This window comes from Streptomyces sp. NPDC012769 (assembly GCF_042901205.1).
Taxonomy (GTDB): Bacteria; Actinomycetota; Actinomycetes; order Streptomycetales; family Streptomycetaceae; genus Streptomyces.
Map to the genome: position 1 here is coordinate 1,036,712 of NZ_JBIBCP010000003.1, position 17,155 is coordinate 1,053,866.

The window sequence follows — 17,155 nt, forward strand, 5'->3', positions numbered from 1 at the left end:
GACGGCCGGCCCGGGTGGAAGGTCCTCCCCCGGGCCGGCCGTGCGACCGCCCGGAACTCAGCGGTGAGAGAGCAGGGACGCCGCCGGAAGCAGCCGGTCGTCGTAGCCGAACAGGGCCTGGTTCTCCCAGCCGTTGCCCGAGGACGGGTCCGCCGGGTCCCAGCCGTTCCCGGAGACCGCCGTCCACGCCGGCTCCCAGTACACGACCCCGAGTCCCCGCCCGGCCGGCACCGCCTCGACCACGCTCATCACGTCACGCAGCCACGCGGACTGACCGGCCGAGCTCGCCGCATAGCCCGAGACCAGTTCGGCCGTGGTGTCGATGATGTTCTCGTGCGCGTCCTCGCTGTCCAGCCGGAACGGGTACGCCGTCTCCACCACCAGGACTTTCTTTCCGTACCGAGCGGAAATATCGTCCAGGTTGGCCTGGAGGCCGGACAGCGGCCCGTGCCAGTAGCCGTAGAACGAGAGCGCGATCACGTCGAAGGGCACGCCCTGCGCGGTCGCGTTGTCGAACCACCACCGGTACAGGGCGTTGTCACCGCCGTGCGCCAGGTGCAGTGCGATCTGCGTCGACGACGAGACCGCCTTCGCGGCCGAGACGCCCGACTTCAGCAGGCCCGCCAGCTGCGACCAGTTGTCCGTCGACCCCTCCGGCCACAGCATCCCGGTGTTGATCTCATTGCCGATCTGCACCATGTCGGCCGTGGTCCCCTGCGCCTTCAGCGCGTTCAGCACGTCGTACGTGTGGCTGTACACGTCCGTCCTCAACTGGCTGTACGAGTGCCCCGCCCATGCCGCCGGCTTCGACTGGGCGCCGGGGTCGGCCCAGGTGTCGGAGTAGTGGAAGTCCACCAGCAGCTTCATGCCCTGGGCCTTGATCCGCTTGGCCATGGTGAGCACCCGGGCCTTGTCGTTGTAGCCGTCGGCCGGGTTCACCCACACCTTCAGCCGCCCGTAGTTGGCACCGGCCGACCTCAGGATCCCGAGCGCGTCCCCGCCGGTGCCGCCGCTCGTGCGGTAGGTCCCGCCGAGGTCCTCGCTCTTCTTCAGCGTCGAGACGTCCACGCCCTTCACGGTGAGGCCGGCCGTCCCGGCCGTCAGCGTCAGGTCGTCGACGTTGATCCAGTTGCCCGCCCTGGCGTCGGAGTTGACGCTCACGGTGCAGTTGCCGCCGTTGACGACGACCGGTGTGACGATCCGTATCCACGCCCCGTTGGGTGTGGGCGGCAGCTCGGTCCGCTGTTCGGCGGAGCCGCAGTTGCGCAGTGCGAGGTAGGCGGAGTTCTGGCCGCCGCTGGAGCGCACCCACGCACTGAGCGTGTGGCTGCCGTTGGCCAGCCCGGTCAGGTACTGGTAGGTCTCCACCTTGTACGCGGAGGCCGACCAGTGCGTCAGCCGGTAGCCGCCGCCGTGCCCGCCGGCCTCGGTGAACGACGCGGCGTTCTGTCCGGCGGCGGAGTACGTGGACCAGCCGGCGGGCGTCGCGGTCCCCGTCCCGTCGGCCTCGAAGCCCGCGTTGGTGAGGGTGCTCGCGGCCCGCGCCTCCTGGGCGGGCAGCGGGGCGAGCAGCAGAGCGCCGAGCGCGGCGGTCACGGCGGCGGCTCGCAGGGTCGTGCGTGGTGCGACGTGCATCGTCGAGTCCCTTCGACGTTGAAGGATGAGGAAATGCCGTGCGAGTGGTGCGGGGTGGTGCGGATGGCGCTGGGTTGTGCGAGGTGGTGCGGGGTGGTGTGGTGATGCAGGTCGTGCGTGCGGTGCTGGTGATGCGGCGCGCCACCGCCCGGCCCTGCGGGGTGACGCGGTGGTGCGGCTCACCCGGAGGCGGCGCAGCGGGCGGCCGCCCCCGGGGAGATCAGGGGGAAGGGGGGAGTGGCGCGGTCAGCCGTCCAGGCGGACGACCCGCACCGCGCCGGCCGGGACCTCCAGCTGACCGTCGACCGGCGTGCCGCCCAGGAGCTCGGTGCCCGGGCCCTCCAGCGGGACCCTCGCGTCCTCGGCGGAGTGGTTCAGCGCGAAGAGGAAGCGGCCGCCCTCGCCGGCGCGCCGGACGACCTCGACGTCCCGCGGCAGGGGGCGCGTCGCCAGCCCGGCGTCCTCGCACGCCGCGCCCAGGATCGCGTCCAGCGAGCCGGCGTCCGGGCGGGTGGAGACGTACCAGGCGGTGCCGCGCCCGAGACGGTGGCGGGTGACGGCGGGGCGGCCCCCGGCCGGCCCGTCGGCGTACGTCCAGACCGGCTCCGCGCCCCGCGGCACGACGAACTCGGTCCACACGTCCGCCGTGAGCGTGGCCCCGCCGGGGCCGGAGACGCGCGCCTCCTCGCCCGCGAGGAGCGGTGACCACTCCTCCACGGTGAGCCCGAGCACGTCCCGCAGGACGCCCGGGTAGGGGCCTTCGTGGACGGCGTCGTTCTCGTCGACGATGCCGGAGAAGTAGGAGACGACGAGGGTGCCGCCGTTCTCGACGTACTCGCGCAGGTTCTGCCCGGCGGCATCGGTCGCGAGGTACAGCGCGGGGACCACGACGAGCGGGTAGGCCGACAGATCGGCCTCGGGGTGGGCGAAGTCGACGGTCAGGTGCCGGTCGTACAGCGCCTCGTAGTACGCGTCGGCGCGTTCCCGGGCGTCGTGGTCCTCGCTGGGCCGCCACTCGAGGGACTGCGCCCACCAGGACTGCCAGTCCCACAGCATGGCGACGTCCGCCACGGTCCGGCTGCCCCGGACCTCGGACAGCGCGTCCAGGTCGGCGCCGAGGCCGACGACCTCGCGCCAGATTCGGGTGTCGGTCCCGCCGTGCGGCACCATCGCGGAGTGGAACTTCTCGGCGCCGCGCCGGGACTGGCGCCACTGGAAGAACATCGCGCCCTCGGAGCCGCGGGCGACGTGCGCGAGGGAGTTGCGGGCCATCTCGCCGGGCCGCTTGGCCGGGTTGCGGGCCTGCCAGTTGACGCCGCTCGTGGAGTGTTCGAGCAGCAGCCAGGGGGCGCCGCCGGCGACGGAGCGGGTGAGGTCGGCGGCCATCGCGAGGTTGACGTGGGTGCGGCGGCCGTCGGTGATCAGGTAGTGGTCGTTGGTGACGAGGTCGACCTCGCGGCCCCAGGCCCAGTAGTCGAGGGCGTCGCACTGGCTGAGCGCGGTCATGAAGTTGGTGGTGACGGGGATGCCGGGGGAGAGCCGGTGGAGAATGTTCCGCTCCGAGCGGAAGTTCTCGCGCAGGGTGGCGTCGGTGAAGCGTCGGTAGTCGAGCTGCTGGGCCGGGTTCCCGACGGTGGGAGTGAGCCGGGGCGGGTCGATCTGCTCGTACGTGGTGTAGCGCTGCCCCCAGAAGGCGGTGCCCCACGCGTCGTTGACGGCCTCGACCGATCCGTAGGTGTCGGCGAGCCAGACCCGGAAGCCGGCGGCGCAGGTCTCGCAGTAGCAGGCGCTGACCGGCACGCCGTACTCGTTGTGGACGTGCCAGAGGGCCAGCGCCGGGTGACCGGCGTAGCGGGCGGCGAGCGCGGTGGTGATGCGGGCGGCGGCGTCCCGGTAGGCGGGGGAGCTGTGGCAGATGGCGCCCCGTGAGCCGTAGGAGTGGCGAGCGCCCTCCCGGGTGACGGGCAGGGCCTCCGGGTGTGCCCGGTAGAACCAGGCCGGCGGCGCGACGGTGGGGGTGCCGAGGTCGACGCGGACGCCGTTGTCGTGCAGCAGGTCCAGGATCCGGTCGAGCCAGCCGAAGTCGTAGCGCCCGGGCTCGGGCTCCAGGAGCGCCCAGGAGAAGATGCCGACGCTGACCATGGTCACCCCGGCCTCGCGCATCAGCCGGACGTCCTCGTGCCAGACGCTTTCCGGCCACTGTTCGGGGTTGTAGTCCCCGCCGAAGGCAAGCCGGTGCAGCCCCTTGGGAGTGGTCCGCGGCATGTGTTTCTCCTGGAACGTCGATGGAACGGCGGAACGGCCGGCACAGCCGGAAACCTCGCTCGGCTGTGAACGTACACACACAACATCTCGATGTCGCAACGCAACATAACCGCACACGATCAACCATTGACAAGTGTCCGGAACGTTTCTCTACTGTGAACGCTCACAGATGCATGGCCGGCCTCTCCGTCCCCACGGAAGGCCCCTCACGGTCAGGGAGAAGCACCCCATGCCCCACGCGCTGCACCGCCGCCGCGTCCTCGCCGTCACCGCCGTCGCCACCGCCGTCGTGCTCGGCGCCACGACCCTCACCGCCTGCGGCTCGTCCGGCTCCGGGGGAGAGGACGAGGCAGCCTCCGGTCCGGTCTCGCTCACCTACTGGGCCTGGGCGCCCAACATGGACAAGGTGGCCGCGATCTGGAACGCGGAGCACCCCGAGATCCAGGTCACGGTGCAGAAGCAGGCGTCCGGCGACGACCTCGTCACCAAGATCATCACGGCCGCCAAGGCGCACCAGGCCCCCGACCTCGTCCAGGCCGAGTTCCAGGCACTGCCCACCCTCGTCAGCAACGACGCCCTGGCCGACATCTCCAAGGAGGTGTCCGGCGCCAAGGACAAGTTCGCCCCCGGCCTCTGGCAGCAGACCACCCTCGGCACCGACGCCGTCTACGCGGTGCCCCAGGACTCCGGCCCGCTGATGTTCTTCTACCGCACCGACCTCTTCCGGAAGTACGGCCTGAAGGTCCCCACCACCTGGGACGAGTTCGCCGCCACCGCCAGGGCCCTCAAGACCAAGGCCCCCGACAAGGACCTCACCACCTTCTCCGCCAACGACGCCGGCCTCTTCGCCGGCCTCGCCCAGCAGGCCGGCGCCCGGTGGTGGACCGCCGAGGACCAGAAGTGGAACGTCGCCATCGACGACGCCGCCACGAAGAAGGTCGCCGACTTCTGGGGCGGCCTGGTCGAGGACGGCGTCATATCCAACCAGCCCATGTACACCCCCGCCTGGAACAAGGCCCTCAACACCGGTGAACAGCTCGCCTGGGTCAGCGCCGTCTGGGCCCCCGGCACCCTGACCACCGCCGCCCCCGACACCAAGGGCAAGTGGGCCATGGCCCCGCTGCCCCAGTGGGACGCCGCCACTCCCCGCACCGGCAGCTGGGGCGGCTCCACCACCGCCGTCACCAACGACTCCCGGCACAAGGCGGCCGCGGCCAAGTTCGCCACCTGGCTCAACACCGACCCCGACGCCCTCGCCGCCCTCGTGAAGGAAGCCGGCATCTACCCCGCCGCCTCCGCGGCCCAGAGCGGCCCGGCGCTCGCCAACCCGCCGGAGTTCTTCGCCGACCAGCCCGACTTCTACACCCGCGCCGCCGAGATCGCGAAGACCACCGCCCCCGCCGCCTGGGGCCCCAACGTCAACGTCGCCTACACCGCCTTCAAGGACCAGTTCGGCAAGGCCGCCAAGGCCAGGTCCGGCTTCGACAAGGCCCTCACCGCCATGCAGGACGCCACGGTCGCCGACCTGAAGAAGCAGGGCTTCGAGGTCGCCCAGTGAGCAAGCCCCACCAGGGCGCACTTCGGTCGTACGGGGTCAAGGCGGCCCCGTACGGCTTCCTCCTCCCGGCCGTCGCCCTCTTCGCCCTCTTCTTCGCGCTGCCCATCGGCTACGCCCTCTGGCTCAGCTTCCACCGGATCGAGGTCAAGGGCCTCGGCCTCGGCAAGGGCGCCAAGAGCGAGGTGTGGGCCGGCCTCGGCAACTACACCAGCGCCCTCACCGACCCGGAACTCGCCCACAGCGCCCTGCGCGTCCTCGGCTACGGCGTCATCGTCGTCCCCCTGATGCTCGGCCTCGCCCTGTTCTTCGCGCTCCTGCTCGACTCCGAGCGCGTCCGGGCCCGCTCCTTCGCCCGGCTCGCGATCTTCCTCCCGTACGCCGTCCCGGGCGTGATCGCCGCCCTCCTGTGGGGCTTCCTCTACCTCCCCACCGTCAGCCCGTTCCACTACCTGCTCGACGGCATGGGACTCCCGCGACCCGACCTGATGGACGGCGGCCTGCTCTACGCGTCCATGGCGAACATCGCCGTCTGGGGCGGCACCGGCTTCAACATGATCGTCATCTACACCGCGCTGCGCTCGCTGCCCGCCGAGGTCTTCGAGGCGGCCAAGCTGGACGGCTGCTCCGAACTCCAGATCGCCCTGCGCGTCAAGATCCCCATGGTCGCGCCCTCCCTGGTGCTCACCTTCTTCTTCTCGGTGATCGCCACCCTCCAGGTCTTCAACGAGCCCACCACGCTCAAGCCGCTCACCAACGGCATCCCCACCACCTGGAGCCCCCTGATGAAGGTGTACGAGGACGCCTTCACCGGCGGCAACATCCACGCCGCCTCCGCCACGGCCGTGATCCTCGCCCTCGCCACCTTCCTGCTGTCCTTCGCCCTCCTGCGGGCCTCGAACCGTCGCACCACGCAAGGAGCACCCCGATGAGCGGGCTCGCCTCCCCGACGCACGCGCGCAAGGCGGCCCCGGCCGCCGGCACCACCCCCGGCACCCCGCAGGGCCCTCCGCGCACCCGCCGCACCGCCCTGCTGCCGACCGCCGCCCTCGTCCTCGGCGCGCTCTACTGCCTGCTGCCCGTCGCCTGGGTCCTCGTCGCCGCCACCAAGTCCGGCTCCGAACTCTTCTCCACCTTCACCTTCCTGCCCGGTGACGGCCTGGCCGACAACGTGGCCGAGCTCGGCGCGTACCGCGACGGCATCTACTGGCGCTGGATGGGCAACTCCCTCCTCTACGCCGGCCTCGGGGCCCTGCTCTCGACCGTCGTGTCCGCCTTCGCCGGCTACGCCCTCGCCGTCTACCGCTTCCCCGGCCGCGAGGCCTTCTTCAACGTGATCCTCACGGGCGTCCTCATGCCGCCCGTCATCCTCGCCATACCGCAGTACCTCCTCATGGCGGAGGCGGACCTGACGGACACGTACCTGTCCGTCCTGCTGCCGCTGGTCCTCTCCCCGTACGGCGTCTATCTCGGCCGCGTCTACGCCGAGGCCGCCATCCCCACCGAACTCGTCGAGGCCGGCCGCATGGACGGAGCCGGCGAGCTGCGCATCTTCCTGCGGATCGCCGTCCCCATGATGTCCCCGGGCCTCGTCACGATCTTCCTCTTCCAGTTCGTGGCCATCTGGAACAACTTCCTGCTGCCGTTCATCATGCTCGGCGACGACGAGAAGTTCCCCATGACCGTCGGCCTGTTCACCCTCCTCAAGCAGGGCGCCAGCCAGCCCGCCCTCTACACCCTGGTCATCACCGGAGCGCTCCTCGCGGTCGTGCCGCTCGTCGCGCTCTTCCTGGTCATCCAGCGCTTCTGGAGCCTCGACCTGCTCTCCGGCGCCGTAAAGTCCTGACGCACAGGGGAACGAGGGGAAACACACAGCATGAGCACAGCAGCGGGCAGGCGTCGTCCCGCGACGATCCACGACGTGGCGCGCGAGGCCGGTGTCTCGCGCGGCACCGTCTCGCGCGTCCTCAACGGCGGGCACTACGTCAGCCCGTCCGCCAAGGCCGCGGTCGACGCGGCGATCCGCAAGACCGGGTACGTCGTCAACCGGCACGCCCGCTCGCTGATCACCGGCAAGTCCGACTCGGTGGCCTTCCTCCTCACCGAGCCCCAGGAGCGGTTCTTCGAGGACCCCAACTTCAACGTCCTGCTGCGCGGCTGCACCCAGGCGCTCGCGGCCCAGGACATCCCGCTCCTGCTGATGATCGCGGGCACCGAGGACGAACGCCGGCGCAACCTCCGCTACATCGAGGCGGGCCACGTCGACGGCGTGCTCCTCGTCTCCAGCCACTCCGGGGACCCCGTCGTCGACCGTCTCCACGAGGCCGGCGTGCCCGTCGTCGCCTGCGGCAAACCGCTCGGCCAGACCGCCAGGATCGGCTACGTCGCCGCCGACGACCGCGAAGGCGCCCGGGACATGGTGCGCCATCTGTACGACACCGGTCGGCGCCGCATCGCCACCGTCACCGGACCGCTCGACACCCCCGGCGGCGTCGAGCGGCTCGCCGGCTACCGCGAGACGCTCGCCGCGTGCGGCCTTCCCTACGACGAGACCCTCGTCGCCACCGGCGACTACAGCCGCACGGGCGGAGAGGACGCCGCCCGGCAGCTCCTCGACCGGGCCCCCGCCCTCGACGCGATCTTCGTCGCCTCCGACCTGATGGCCCTGGGCGTCCTGAACACCCTCGACCGGGCCGGCCGCCGGGTCCCCGACGACGTCGCCGTCGGCGGCTTCGACGACTCACCCGCCGCCCTCTCCTGCCGCCCCCCGCTCACCACCATCCGCCAGCCCTGGGACCGCATCAGTACGGAGATGGTCCGCACCCTCCTGGCCCGGATCGCGGGCGAGGACCCGGCCACGGTGATCCTGCCCACGGAACTGGTACGGAGGGACTCGGCCTGAGGTTCCGGCCTCGGGTCGCTGGGCGTCCAAGGCGGCCCGGCGTCTAGGAGCGGCGGCGCGGCTTGCCGGAGCGACCGCTCTTGGGGGCCGCGCCCCCGCCGCCGGCCCTGCGGCGGGCACCCGAGCCCTGGGGCTTCTGCCCCTGGCCCTGCTTCCGGCCCTGCTTCGGCTTCTCCGCGCGGTCGGTCCTCGCCGTCTTCGCCGCCTGCTCGTCGGCGCGGCGGCCCCGCGAGCTGTTCACCGTGCGTCCCCGCACGATCCCGATGAAGTCCTCCACCAGATCGGTGGTGGCGTCCTCCCGCCACGACAGCGCCACCCGCGACTGCGGCGTCCCCGTCAGCGTCCGGTACGTGAGGTCCTTGCGGTGGTGGAGCCGGGCGAGGGACTGCGGCACGACCAGCAGACCGATCCCGGCCGCCACCAGCTCGATCGCGTCCGCCGTCGTCGCCGGCCGCTCGAACGCGGGACGCCCCGGGGGCGTCTCCCAGTCCAGGGTGTCGTCGAGCGGATGCAGCACGATCTCGTCGGCGATGTCCTCGACGGTCACCTCGTCCGCGGCCGCGACCAGGTGGTCCTTGGGGACCACGACGACGGTCGTCTCCGTGTACAGGGGGATGGCGCTGAGCTCCGTACGGTCCACCGGGAGCCGCACGAAACCGGCGTCGGCCCCGCGCTCGCGCAGCAGCCCCGCCGCGTCGCCCGCCTCCACCTGCAGCAGCTCCAGCGGCACGTCGGGCAGGCGCTCCTTCCAGATCCGCACCCACTTCGAGGGCGTCACTCCCGGCACGTACGCCAGCCGGAAGGAGGCCGCCGGTGCGGGGGAGGGAGCGGAGGAGGGGGCGGGGGAGGAGGAGGTTGCGTCCGAGCCTGTCACCAGGCCAGATTACCGGCCGTGGTCGGCGGGGGCGCACGTGACCGATATTCTTGTCGGTATGACGCAGCACCAGACCGCCCAGACGATGAAGCCCGCCACCGCGGCCAAGAAGCTGGGCGTGTACCTCGATGCCACTCCCGCCGACTTCCGCGAGGGTGTCGTCTCCCGCTCCGAGCTCGCCGCCCTCCAGACCGATCCGCCGGAGTGGCTGCGCGAGCTGCGCCGCGACGGCCCGCACCCGCGACCCGTCGTGGCGGCCAAGCTGGGCATCTCCATCTCCGGACTCGCCCGTGGCGGCGTCACGGAGGCCCTGACCACCGAGCAGATCGAGGCCCTCAAGGCCGAGAACCCGGAGTGGCTGCAGAAGGAGCGTGCCACCCAGGCCGAGGTCCGCAAGGAGACCGTCCGCATCAAGGAGAAGCGCGCCGAGCAGGCCGCGAAGGCCGCCGAGCGCGACTGAGCCCCGGCGGGCCCGTCCGGCGGAACCTTCCGGGCGAGGCCTGCCCGCCGGGACTTCCCCGCCGGGGCCTCCCGGCCTGGGGTCCCCCCCGCCCCCACGAGATCATTCCCGATCATTCCCGGCGGGATTATTCGGGTGCGGCGGCTCCGTCGCCGGTGGTGGAATCGCCGGATGCGACGCGAGACACCGACGACGACGGTCGACCGGGGCCGGTTCGCCCACGCCGTCACCCCCTGGGAGGAAGCCGCCTGGCGCGAGGCCGCCCTCGACTGGGCGGAGCGGCAGCTCGCCCGCCACGGCCTGCGGGAGACCGGCGCCCGTGAGGTGCGGGTACGCCCCTGGTCGATCCTCATCCGCTTCCGGACAGGACCGGACGAGCGCGACGCCGCGTGGTTCAAGGCCAGCGCGCCGGCCAGCGGCTTCGAGGCCGCTCTCGGGCACGCGCTCGCGCAATGGGTTCCCGAGCATGTCCTGACACCACTGGCCGTCGACCCCGAGCGCGGCTGGTGCCTCCTGCCCGACGGCGGGCCGCTGTTCCGAGAGGTCCTCGACCGGGGCGAGGCCGGGCCGCAGGACTGGCTGGAGGCGGTGGGCCAGTACGCGCGGATGCAGCGCGCCCTCACCTCGTACACGGACCGCATGACGGCCCTGGGCGTGCCCAGCGCCCGCACCGGGCACCTGCCCGACATCTTCGACGACCTCGTCGAGCACAACCCCACCCTCGACCCCGCCGCCCGCCGCTCCCTGCGGGACCGCCGCCCCCGGCTCCTGGACTGGTGCGCGGAACTCGACGCCGTCGGCGTCCCCGACTCCCTCGACCACTGCGATCTCCACGACGCCCAGCTCCTCGCGGCCGGCCCCGGCCGCTACACCTTCTTCGACTGGGGTGACGCCGCCGTGGCCCACCCCTTCGCCAGCCTTCTCGTCCCCGCCCGCGCCGTACGCGAACGCCACGGGCCCGACGCCATGACGCGGCTCCGCGACGCCTACCTGGAACCCTGGAACGACCTGGGCCCGCCCCTCCCGGAGCTCCGCCGCGCCGCCACCCTCGCCGTCCGCCTGGCCGCCGTCGGCCGCGCCGTCTCCTGGTTCCGCCTCTTCCCCGGCACCCCGGCCGCCGACTGCCACGAGGCGAGCGCCTACTGGATCGAGGAACTCTTCGCCGAGCCGGACCTGCTCTAGGACCCGGTCCGGGCGGGCCCTCCAGGCCCGAGAGCGGCCGGGCGGCGGGCGACGAGGTGCAGCAGTCGGGCGGTGTGCTTGTACGGCGCCTGGGCGGCGGTGGCGATCTCGAGCCGTTCCAGGCGGGCGTAGTACGCGGGGTCGTGCTTGAGCGCGTCGTCGGGGATGTAGTCGCAGAACACCCGGATCCCGTAGTGGTGCACCTCCGCGCAGCCGAGCTCCCGGAGCGTGTCGGCGAGGTCCTCGGCGGTGTGCAGGCGCAGATCGGCGTCGAAGAGGTCGGTGTGCACGCTCGTCGCGTCGAGCGCCGTGCGCACGGCGTCGGGGTCCATGGTGCGCACCGCCGCGCGCAGCGGCTCGGAGTAGCGGTTCATGGTGATGACGGACACGATCCCGCCGTCGCGGAGCGCCGCGACGGCCGTGCGGAGCGTCCCGGTGGCGTCCGGGGTGTAGGGCAGCACGCCGTGGCAGAGCACGACGTCGAAGCTCCCGTCGGCCAACTCGTCCGGCAGCGCGGCGACATCGGCCTCGACACAGGTGACGCGGTCGGCCACGCCCGCCGCGACGGCGCGCCGCGCGGCGGTCGCCAGCATCTCCGGCGCGTAGTCGACGACGGTCACATGGTGGCCGCGCGCCGCGATCCGGACGGCGTCCCCGCCGTCGCCGCCACCGAGATCGAGGACCCGCAGGGCCCCGCCGCCACCCGTCCCGTCGAGATGGCGCGCCAGATTGGCCTCGGCCACGGCGTACCGCAGCCGCCCCCACGGGGCCTCCTGCCAGTCCTGCCAGGCCTCGATCGCGGTGTCGAAGTGCGCGGAGTCCGTGGGCCGCTCGGTGCTGGGCGATGTCTCGGTCATGCGCCGACTCTAGGCCGCTCCTTCAGGCCCTCTGTCTGCGGTGGCGTAGGGGTGAGGACTTCTCCAGTGGCAGGCCCGCGTCACCAGTCGGACAATGGAGTTGCGCTCAACAGTGCGCTTTCCGCCATGCCTTGGTGCTCTCATGCGTTTCCGCGATGGACTCTTCAGTCCGGGCACACTCTGCGGCTTCTTCTGTTCGTCCTCAGCAGCTCGGCATGGCTCTGCACGGAGGTGTTTCCGATGACGAAACCTGGCGAGCAGCCAACCTCGACGGGGCCCCGCTCCCCGACCACATGGGATGTGTACTGCCCGGAGGAAGACCTCAACGTCCTCATGCTGTTCCCGACCAAAGAGGCCGCCACCCAGGCCGCAGCCGAACACAACGCTGAGTTCACTCCTCCGCACACGGCCCACTGGGCGGTGCACACGCCCAGCGACGAGGACCCGCCGCCGCTCAGTGAAGCGCAACGCGAAGCGTTCAAGAGGAATGAGTCCGAATTCGCCGAGTTGGAGAATCACAGCCGTTCGGTACGCGAGGCCGCCGAGGCCCGCCTGCGTGAAGCGGACTACGATCCTGGTGGTCCTCTGTACTGCTATGTCTGTACGTGCAGTCGGTACCTTTCACCTGACAACGATGGTGGTCTCGACGCTAGGTGTCAGCGGGAATTCTGTCAGCACACGTCGATGCAGCATGCCTGAGGCAACGGGGTCCGAGCGTTGAGGGATCACCGACTGGATCCCGCGCCGGGGGAGACGGTTGCGGAAGCCGTCGTGCTTCCCTCACTTCGTTCCGCTCCGTGCGGAACAAAACCCAGCGCGAGCAGCGGCAACGCCCCCAGGACCAGCCACGGCGCCGCGCCGCCGAGGTCGAGGAGCGCGCCCACCGGTGCGCCGGCCGCGAGGACGACGAGGCCGGAGAGGGACGAGAGGGCGCCGGTGAAGAGGCCGAGGCGGCGCTCGTCGACGAAGTCCGGCAGCAGGGCCCGGGTCGCGGGCAGCACCAGCATCTGACCGAGCGTGAGCAGGACGGTGAAGGCCACCGCCGCCCCCACGCCGGGCCACTCCCGCAGCACCGCCGTCGCACCGAACGCACCGGCGATCAGCAGCAGTCCCGCCCGCACCATGCCCGTACGGCTCAACCGGGCCGCGGCGAGCCGCTCCAGGGGCGCCGAACCGCACACCACCAGTGCTGACGACAGCGCGAACAGCCACCCGAGGGCCGCCTGCGAACCCGTCGCCCGGTCGAGTTCCGCGGGCAGCGCCAGATACAGCTGGTTGTACGCCAGCAGATAGGTGGCGTACGCGAGCGTGAGCAGCAGGAAGCGACGGTTGCCGAGCACGAGCCGCGCCGCCGCCACCGCTCCGCCGCCGGCCGGAGGCGTCCCGTCTCCACCGCCGCTCCGCGGCATCAGCCACAGGTGCGCGGCGAGCACCAGCACGAACACGGCCGCCCCGACGAGGCAGGCGGTGCGGAAGGCGCCGTCCCCGCCCGCGTACAGCAACAGCGTGCCGATCACCGGGCCGAGCAGGGCGCCGGCCTGGCCGCCGGCCGAGAAACGGGCGAGGGAGCGGGTGCGGCGGGGTCCGCCGGAGCGCTCGACGCGCAGCGCCTCACGGGCCATCTCGGACTCGACGGCGGGGGAGAAGAGCGCCGCGGCGAAGCCGACGAGGACCACGGCACCGATCACCGTCCCGGCGCTCGCCGCCCCCGCCAGCCAGCAGAACCCGGCCACCCGCAGCGCACACCCCACGAGCACCACGGGCCGTGGCCCGTACCGGTCCGTGAGCGCCCCGCCGACGACGAACAGCCCCTGCTGACTGAAAGTGCGCAGCCCGAGCACCAGTCCCACCATGGCCCCGCCCAGTCCGAGCGTCCCGCCGAGGTGATCGGCGAGATAGGGCAGGACGGCGAAGAACCCCACGTTGAAGCAGAACTGACTTGCTATCAGCAGGCGGGCGAGCGGAGTCACGGCACCAGCCTTCCGTCGCGCATGCGCAGCACGCGCTCGCAGACGTGCCGGACCGCCGCGTGGTCATGGGAGATGAAGAGGAAGCCGAGGCCGAGCCTGTCCTGAAGGTCCATCAGCAGGTTGAGGATCCCCGCCCGCAGGGAGGGATCGAGCGCGGAGGTCGGCTCGTCGAGCACCAGCAGCTCCGGCCGCAGCGCCAGCGCGCGGGCGATGACGACCCGCTGGCACTGGCCGCCCGACAGCTCGTGCGGAAACCGCCGCCCGTGCGCGGGATCGAGGCCCACAAGTCCGAGGAGCTCATCGACCCGGTCCTGACCGTCCTCGGCCGACCGGCGCCCATGCACCCGCAGCGGCTCCGCGATCTGTTCCCGCACCCGGCGGCGCGGACTGAGCGAGCCGTACGGGTCCTGGAACACCGGCTGGAACCGGGGACGCAGGCGCCGGAGGTCGCGCTCCCGCAGGGCGGTGAGCTCGACCCCGTCGAACCGGACCGACCCCGAGTGCGGCCGCAGCAGCCGCAGCACCGCCCCGGCCGTCGTCGACTTGCCGCAGCCCGAAGGGCCGACGAGACCGACCGACTCCCCGGCGGCGACCTCGAAGGACACCCCGTCGACGACCGGTCGCTCCCCGTACCGCACGACCAGATCGCGCACCTCCAGGAGGCTGCGGTTCAGGCCACCGGTCACGCCCCCGCTCATGCCGCCTCCCCGAACGGGTGGTGGCAGGCGACGGTCCGGCCGTCGACCGGCCGGGCCGTCGGCTCCGTACCCCGGCAGAGGTCGCCCGCGTGCGGGCAGCGGGGCGCGAACGCACACCCCGCTGCCGCCGCCCCGGGAGCCGGCGGGCCGCCGGCGAGCACGGGCAGCCGTGAACGGTGGGGCAGCCCGGCCGTCGGCAGGGAGGCCAGCAACCCGCGCGTGTACGGAGCGACCGGTCGCCCCAGCACCAGCTCGGCGGAACCCGCTTCGACGATGCGCCCCGCGTATGTCACGGCCACCCGGTCGGCATGCCGTCGTACCGCCTCCAGGTCGTGGCTGACCAGCAGCAGCGCAGCGCCGGCCGCCGCGCACCGCTCCCGCAGCAGCGCCAGCACCTGCTCCTGCCGCTCCGGGTCGAGCGCCGTCGTCGGTTCGTCGGCCACGACCAGTTCCGGACCGTTGACCAGGGCCATCGCGATCACGGCACGCTGCCGCATGCCGCCCGACAGCGCGTGCGGAAAGGCGGCGGCCGCGTCCGCCGTCAGACCGACCCCGGCCAGGGCCCGGCGGGCGACGGCCAGCGCCTCCGTCCGCCGCACCCGCGCCACCGCCCGTACGGCGAAGGCCAGTTGGTCCTCGACGCGGTGCACGGGTGACAGCGCCGACATCGCGTCCTGCGGGATCCACGCCAGGCTCCGGCCGAGATCGGCCGAGGTGACGGCCCTGCCCCGCAGCAGCACCCGGCCGTGGACATCGGCTCCGCGCGGCAGCATCCCGAGCAGCGCCCGCGCCGTCAGGGACTTGCCGGCACCGGACTCGCCCACCAGGGCGAGCACCTCACCGGCCCACAGCTCGAAGGACACTCCGCGCACGGCCTCGCCGTCGGCGAAGCCGATCCGCAGACCGTCCACCCGCAGCAGGGGCCTGGCGAGGTCGGAGCTGCCAGGGGAGTCGGAACGGCCAGGGCAGGCGGGGGAGTCAGACGGGGGGAGCGGCAACGGGCCGGTCCTTCCTCGGTGCGACAGCGGAATGGAGACGGAGACGGAGCGGGAGACTACGGAGCATCCGGGAACGGGAACGGGGGCGTGCGCCGGTACCGTGGCGGCCCGGAGCCACCCCGTACGACGACAGGCAGACCGCGAGCGCGGCGAGGAGCGCCAGCGCCACCGCGGGGGCGAGCGCGGCGACCGGCGCACGCTCGACGTAGTCGGCCGACTCGTCGAGCAGCAGCCCCCATTCGGGCGACGGCGGCCGGGCCCCGAGGCCCAGGAAGCCGAGCGACGCCAGCGCGAGCGCGATGCCGGGCAGCCGCAGCACCGCGTGCCGGGCGACCGGCCCCGCGACCGACGGCAGCACGTGCCGGGTCCAGATCCACAGCGGCCGCGCGCCGATCGCCCGCTGCGCCACCAGGAACCGGGAGGCCCGCGTCTCCTGGATCAGCGCCGCCGCGTGCGCGGCGAGCGGCGGCCAGGACACCAGCGTCACGGCGAGGGCCGCCGCCCCGCTTCCCGGGCCGGTCACGGCCGCGACGAGCAGTCCGGTGAGCACCGGCGGCAGCGCGTTGGCGATGTCCGCGAGCCCGGTCGCGACTCCGGGGACGAAGCCGAGCACGAGCGCGACCAGCCAGCTCAGGAACGTCACGGCTACGGCCGTGCCGACCGTGGCCGCCGCGCCGTGCCCGAGGCGGGCGAGCACGTCCCGGCCGAGCGCGTCCGCACCGAGCGGATGCGCCGCCGAGGGCGCGGCGAGCCGGGCCGCCAGATCGACCGCGTACGGATCGCGCAGCAGCCCCCAGCCGATCACACCGGCCAGGACCGCCGCCAGCGCCACTGGCACGGCGGGAGGGATCCGGTGCGCGCGTGGCGACGGCAGCCCGAGCCCGGCCTCGCGCAGGGCGGGCCCGAGCAACCGGCGCCGGACCAGCGCCGCCGCCGTGCCGGCGAGCAGACCGAGCGCGAGCAGCGCCAGTACGCATCCCTGGAGCAGCGGCAGGTCCTGCGACGTGGCCGCGCCCAGTGCCGTACGGCCGATCCCGGGCACGGCGAACACCGTCTCGACGGCGACCGCGCCCCCGGTCAGGCCGACGGCCACCATGCCGAACTGCCCGGTGAGCGCGGGCAGTGCGCGGCGCAGCGCGGCGGCGGTGATCCGCCCCCGCCCGGTTCCGGCGCCGCGCCACAGCTCGACCCAGCGTTCGTCGAGGACGGCCGGGAGGGCGTCGGCGACCAGCCGGCCGAGCAGCGCGCCCGCGGGAATCCCGAGGGCCAGCGCGGGCAGCACCAGATGGGCCGGGCCCGCCCAGCCGGAGGTGGGCAGCCAGCCGAGCCACACGCCGACGGTGAGCAGGAGGAGGAGGGAGAGCAGGAACTCGGGCATCGCCGCGAGCACCGCCGCCCCCGCCCCGCTGGTGGCCCGGCCGCGGAGCAGGACCGGAGCGGCGAGCAGCGTCCCGACCAGGACGGCGACCACCAGGGCCGCGCCCATCAGCGTCAGCGACACCCCGAGCCCGGCCGTCACCGACGGCAGGACCTCGGCGCCCGACACCCACGAGACCCCCAGATCGCCGTGGAGCAGCCGCGCGAACCAGCCGCCGAGCAGGCCCGACGGGCCCGCGTCCAGGCCGAGATCGGCGCGGATGGCGGCGAGCGCCTCGGGCGTCGGGGCCTGCTCGGCGGACCGCGCGCGCAGCAGGGCGAGCGCCGGGTCCTTCCCGGACAGCCAGGGCAGCAGTCCGACGGCGGTCACGACGGCGGCCAG

15 protein-coding genes are annotated in these 17,155 nt (G+C 72.9%); 7 read left to right on the forward strand and 8 right to left on the reverse strand.

The window, feature by feature from the left end; genetic code table 11:
• Positions 1–57 precede the first annotated feature (57 nt).
• Both ACFY7C_RS20055 and ACFY7C_RS20060 read right to left on the reverse strand, forming a co-directional pair.
• Entirely contained in the window at positions 58–1,635 is a 1,578-nt protein-coding gene (locus ACFY7C_RS20055; RefSeq protein ID WP_389652039.1) for an arabinogalactan endo-beta-1,4-galactanase, read from the reverse strand.
• Positions 1,636–1,881: 246 nt separating this feature from the next.
• The gene (locus tag ACFY7C_RS20060) at positions 1,882–3,900 is read right to left on the reverse strand and encodes a beta-galactosidase (RefSeq protein WP_389652043.1); all 2,019 of its coding nucleotides are present in this window, start codon (positions 3,898–3,900) and stop codon (positions 1,882–1,884) included.
• 229 nt (positions 3,901–4,129) lie between these two features.
• On the opposite strand from ACFY7C_RS20060, the gene ACFY7C_RS20065 reads away from it, so the two are divergent.
• The 4 genes from ACFY7C_RS20065 to ACFY7C_RS20080 are packed head-to-tail and all read left to right on the forward strand — an operon-like array spanning position 4,130 to position 8,357.
• A complete protein-coding gene (locus tag ACFY7C_RS20065) occupies positions 4,130–5,458 on the forward strand; it encodes an ABC transporter substrate-binding protein (RefSeq protein ID WP_389652046.1) in 1,329 nt (442 codons plus the stop codon).
• Positions 5,455–6,387, forward strand: coding sequence for a carbohydrate ABC transporter permease (locus ACFY7C_RS20070; RefSeq protein WP_389652049.1), 933 nt, complete (start codon positions 5,455–5,457; stop codon positions 6,385–6,387). The genes ACFY7C_RS20065 and ACFY7C_RS20070 overlap by 4 nt, the downstream gene beginning before the upstream one ends.
• The gene (locus tag ACFY7C_RS20075) at positions 6,384–7,301 is read left to right on the forward strand and encodes a carbohydrate ABC transporter permease (protein ID WP_389652052.1); all 918 of its coding nucleotides are present in this window, start codon (positions 6,384–6,386) and stop codon (positions 7,299–7,301) included. Before ACFY7C_RS20070 ends, ACFY7C_RS20075 begins: the two co-directional genes overlap by 4 nt.
• Positions 7,302–7,331: 30 nt before the next feature.
• Entirely contained in the window at positions 7,332–8,357 is a 1,026-nt protein-coding gene (locus ACFY7C_RS20080) for a LacI family DNA-binding transcriptional regulator (protein WP_389652055.1), read from the forward strand.
• A 43-nt stretch (positions 8,358–8,400) separates the two neighbouring features.
• Here the strand turns inward: ACFY7C_RS20080 and ACFY7C_RS20085 are convergent, their stop codons facing one another.
• Positions 8,401–9,231, reverse strand: a complete 831-nt coding sequence (locus tag ACFY7C_RS20085; RefSeq protein ID WP_389652058.1) for a LysR family substrate-binding domain-containing protein — start codon at positions 9,229–9,231, stop codon at positions 8,401–8,403.
• 58 nt (positions 9,232–9,289) lie between these two features.
• Here ACFY7C_RS20085 and ACFY7C_RS20090 point away from each other — a divergent pair, with 58 nt between their 5' ends.
• Together ACFY7C_RS20090 and ACFY7C_RS20095 are read left to right on the forward strand one after the other, a co-directional pair.
• Positions 9,290–9,691: a DUF5997 family protein gene (locus tag ACFY7C_RS20090; protein ID WP_389652061.1), complete on the forward strand. Its 402-nt coding sequence runs from the start codon at positions 9,290–9,292 to the stop codon at positions 9,689–9,691.
• A gap of 171 nt (positions 9,692–9,862) precedes the next feature.
• Positions 9,863–10,873 (forward strand): aminoglycoside phosphotransferase family protein, encoded by a 1,011-nt coding sequence (locus ACFY7C_RS20095; RefSeq protein WP_389652064.1) that lies wholly within the window; start codon positions 9,863–9,865, stop codon positions 10,871–10,873.
• Here ACFY7C_RS20095 and ACFY7C_RS20100 read toward each other — a convergent pair.
• On the reverse strand, positions 10,870–11,730 hold the full coding sequence (locus ACFY7C_RS20100) for a class I SAM-dependent methyltransferase (RefSeq protein ID WP_389652066.1): 861 nt from the start codon (positions 11,728–11,730) through the stop codon (positions 10,870–10,872). The two genes, ACFY7C_RS20095 and ACFY7C_RS20100, sit on opposite strands and share 4 nt — an antisense overlap.
• Before the next feature lie 240 nt (positions 11,731–11,970).
• Here ACFY7C_RS20100 and ACFY7C_RS20105 point away from each other — a divergent pair, with 240 nt between their 5' ends.
• On the forward strand, positions 11,971–12,429 hold the full coding sequence (locus ACFY7C_RS20105) for a hypothetical protein (protein ID WP_389652069.1): 459 nt from the start codon (positions 11,971–11,973) through the stop codon (positions 12,427–12,429).
• A 26-nt stretch (positions 12,430–12,455) separates the two neighbouring features.
• On the opposite strand, the gene ACFY7C_RS20110 is transcribed toward ACFY7C_RS20105, so the two are convergent.
• From ACFY7C_RS20110 to ACFY7C_RS20125, 4 genes are read right to left on the reverse strand one after another with little or no spacing between them, the layout of a single operon-like run.
• Positions 12,456–13,700, reverse strand: coding sequence for an MFS transporter (locus tag ACFY7C_RS20110; protein WP_389652072.1), 1,245 nt, complete (start codon positions 13,698–13,700; stop codon positions 12,456–12,458).
• A complete protein-coding gene (locus ACFY7C_RS20115) occupies positions 13,697–14,398 on the reverse strand; it encodes an ABC transporter ATP-binding protein (RefSeq protein WP_389652075.1) in 702 nt (233 codons plus the stop codon). The genes ACFY7C_RS20110 and ACFY7C_RS20115 overlap by 4 nt, the downstream gene beginning before the upstream one ends.
• Positions 14,395–15,396, reverse strand: a complete 1,002-nt coding sequence (locus ACFY7C_RS20120; protein WP_389652078.1) for an ABC transporter ATP-binding protein — start codon at positions 15,394–15,396, stop codon at positions 14,395–14,397. Before ACFY7C_RS20120 ends, ACFY7C_RS20115 begins: the two co-directional genes overlap by 4 nt.
• Entirely contained in the window at positions 15,377–17,143 is a 1,767-nt protein-coding gene (locus ACFY7C_RS20125; RefSeq protein WP_389652081.1) for an ABC transporter permease subunit, read from the reverse strand. The genes ACFY7C_RS20120 and ACFY7C_RS20125 overlap by 20 nt, the downstream gene beginning before the upstream one ends.
• Between the last annotated feature and the right edge of the window lie 12 nt (positions 17,144–17,155).

Excerpts from the sequence above, each read along its gene's own strand:
- ACFY7C_RS20060 (WP_389652043.1), bottom strand. The coding sequence starts at position 3,900 with ATGCCGCGGACCACTCCCAAGGGGCTGCACCGGCTTGCCTTCGGCGGG.
- ACFY7C_RS20115 (WP_389652075.1), bottom strand. The coding sequence starts at position 14,398 with ATGAGCGGGGGCGTGACCGGTGGCCTGAACCGCAGCCTCCTGGAGGTG.
- ACFY7C_RS20095 (WP_389652064.1), top strand. The coding sequence starts at position 9,863 with ATGCGACGCGAGACACCGACGACGACGGTCGACCGGGGCCGGTTCGCC.
- ACFY7C_RS20065 (WP_389652046.1), top strand. The coding sequence starts at position 4,130 with ATGCCCCACGCGCTGCACCGCCGCCGCGTCCTCGCCGTCACCGCCGTC.
- ACFY7C_RS20055 (WP_389652039.1), bottom strand. The coding sequence starts at position 1,635 with ATGCACGTCGCACCACGCACGACCCTGCGAGCCGCCGCCGTGACCGCC.
- ACFY7C_RS20080 (WP_389652055.1), top strand. The coding sequence starts at position 7,332 with ATGAGCACAGCAGCGGGCAGGCGTCGTCCCGCGACGATCCACGACGTG.
- ACFY7C_RS20105 (WP_389652069.1), top strand. The coding sequence starts at position 11,971 with ATGACGAAACCTGGCGAGCAGCCAACCTCGACGGGGCCCCGCTCCCCG.
- ACFY7C_RS20075 (WP_389652052.1), top strand. The coding sequence starts at position 6,384 with ATGAGCGGGCTCGCCTCCCCGACGCACGCGCGCAAGGCGGCCCCGGCC.
- ACFY7C_RS20090 (WP_389652061.1), top strand. The coding sequence starts at position 9,290 with ATGACGCAGCACCAGACCGCCCAGACGATGAAGCCCGCCACCGCGGCC.
- ACFY7C_RS20100 (WP_389652066.1), bottom strand. The coding sequence starts at position 11,730 with ATGACCGAGACATCGCCCAGCACCGAGCGGCCCACGGACTCCGCGCAC.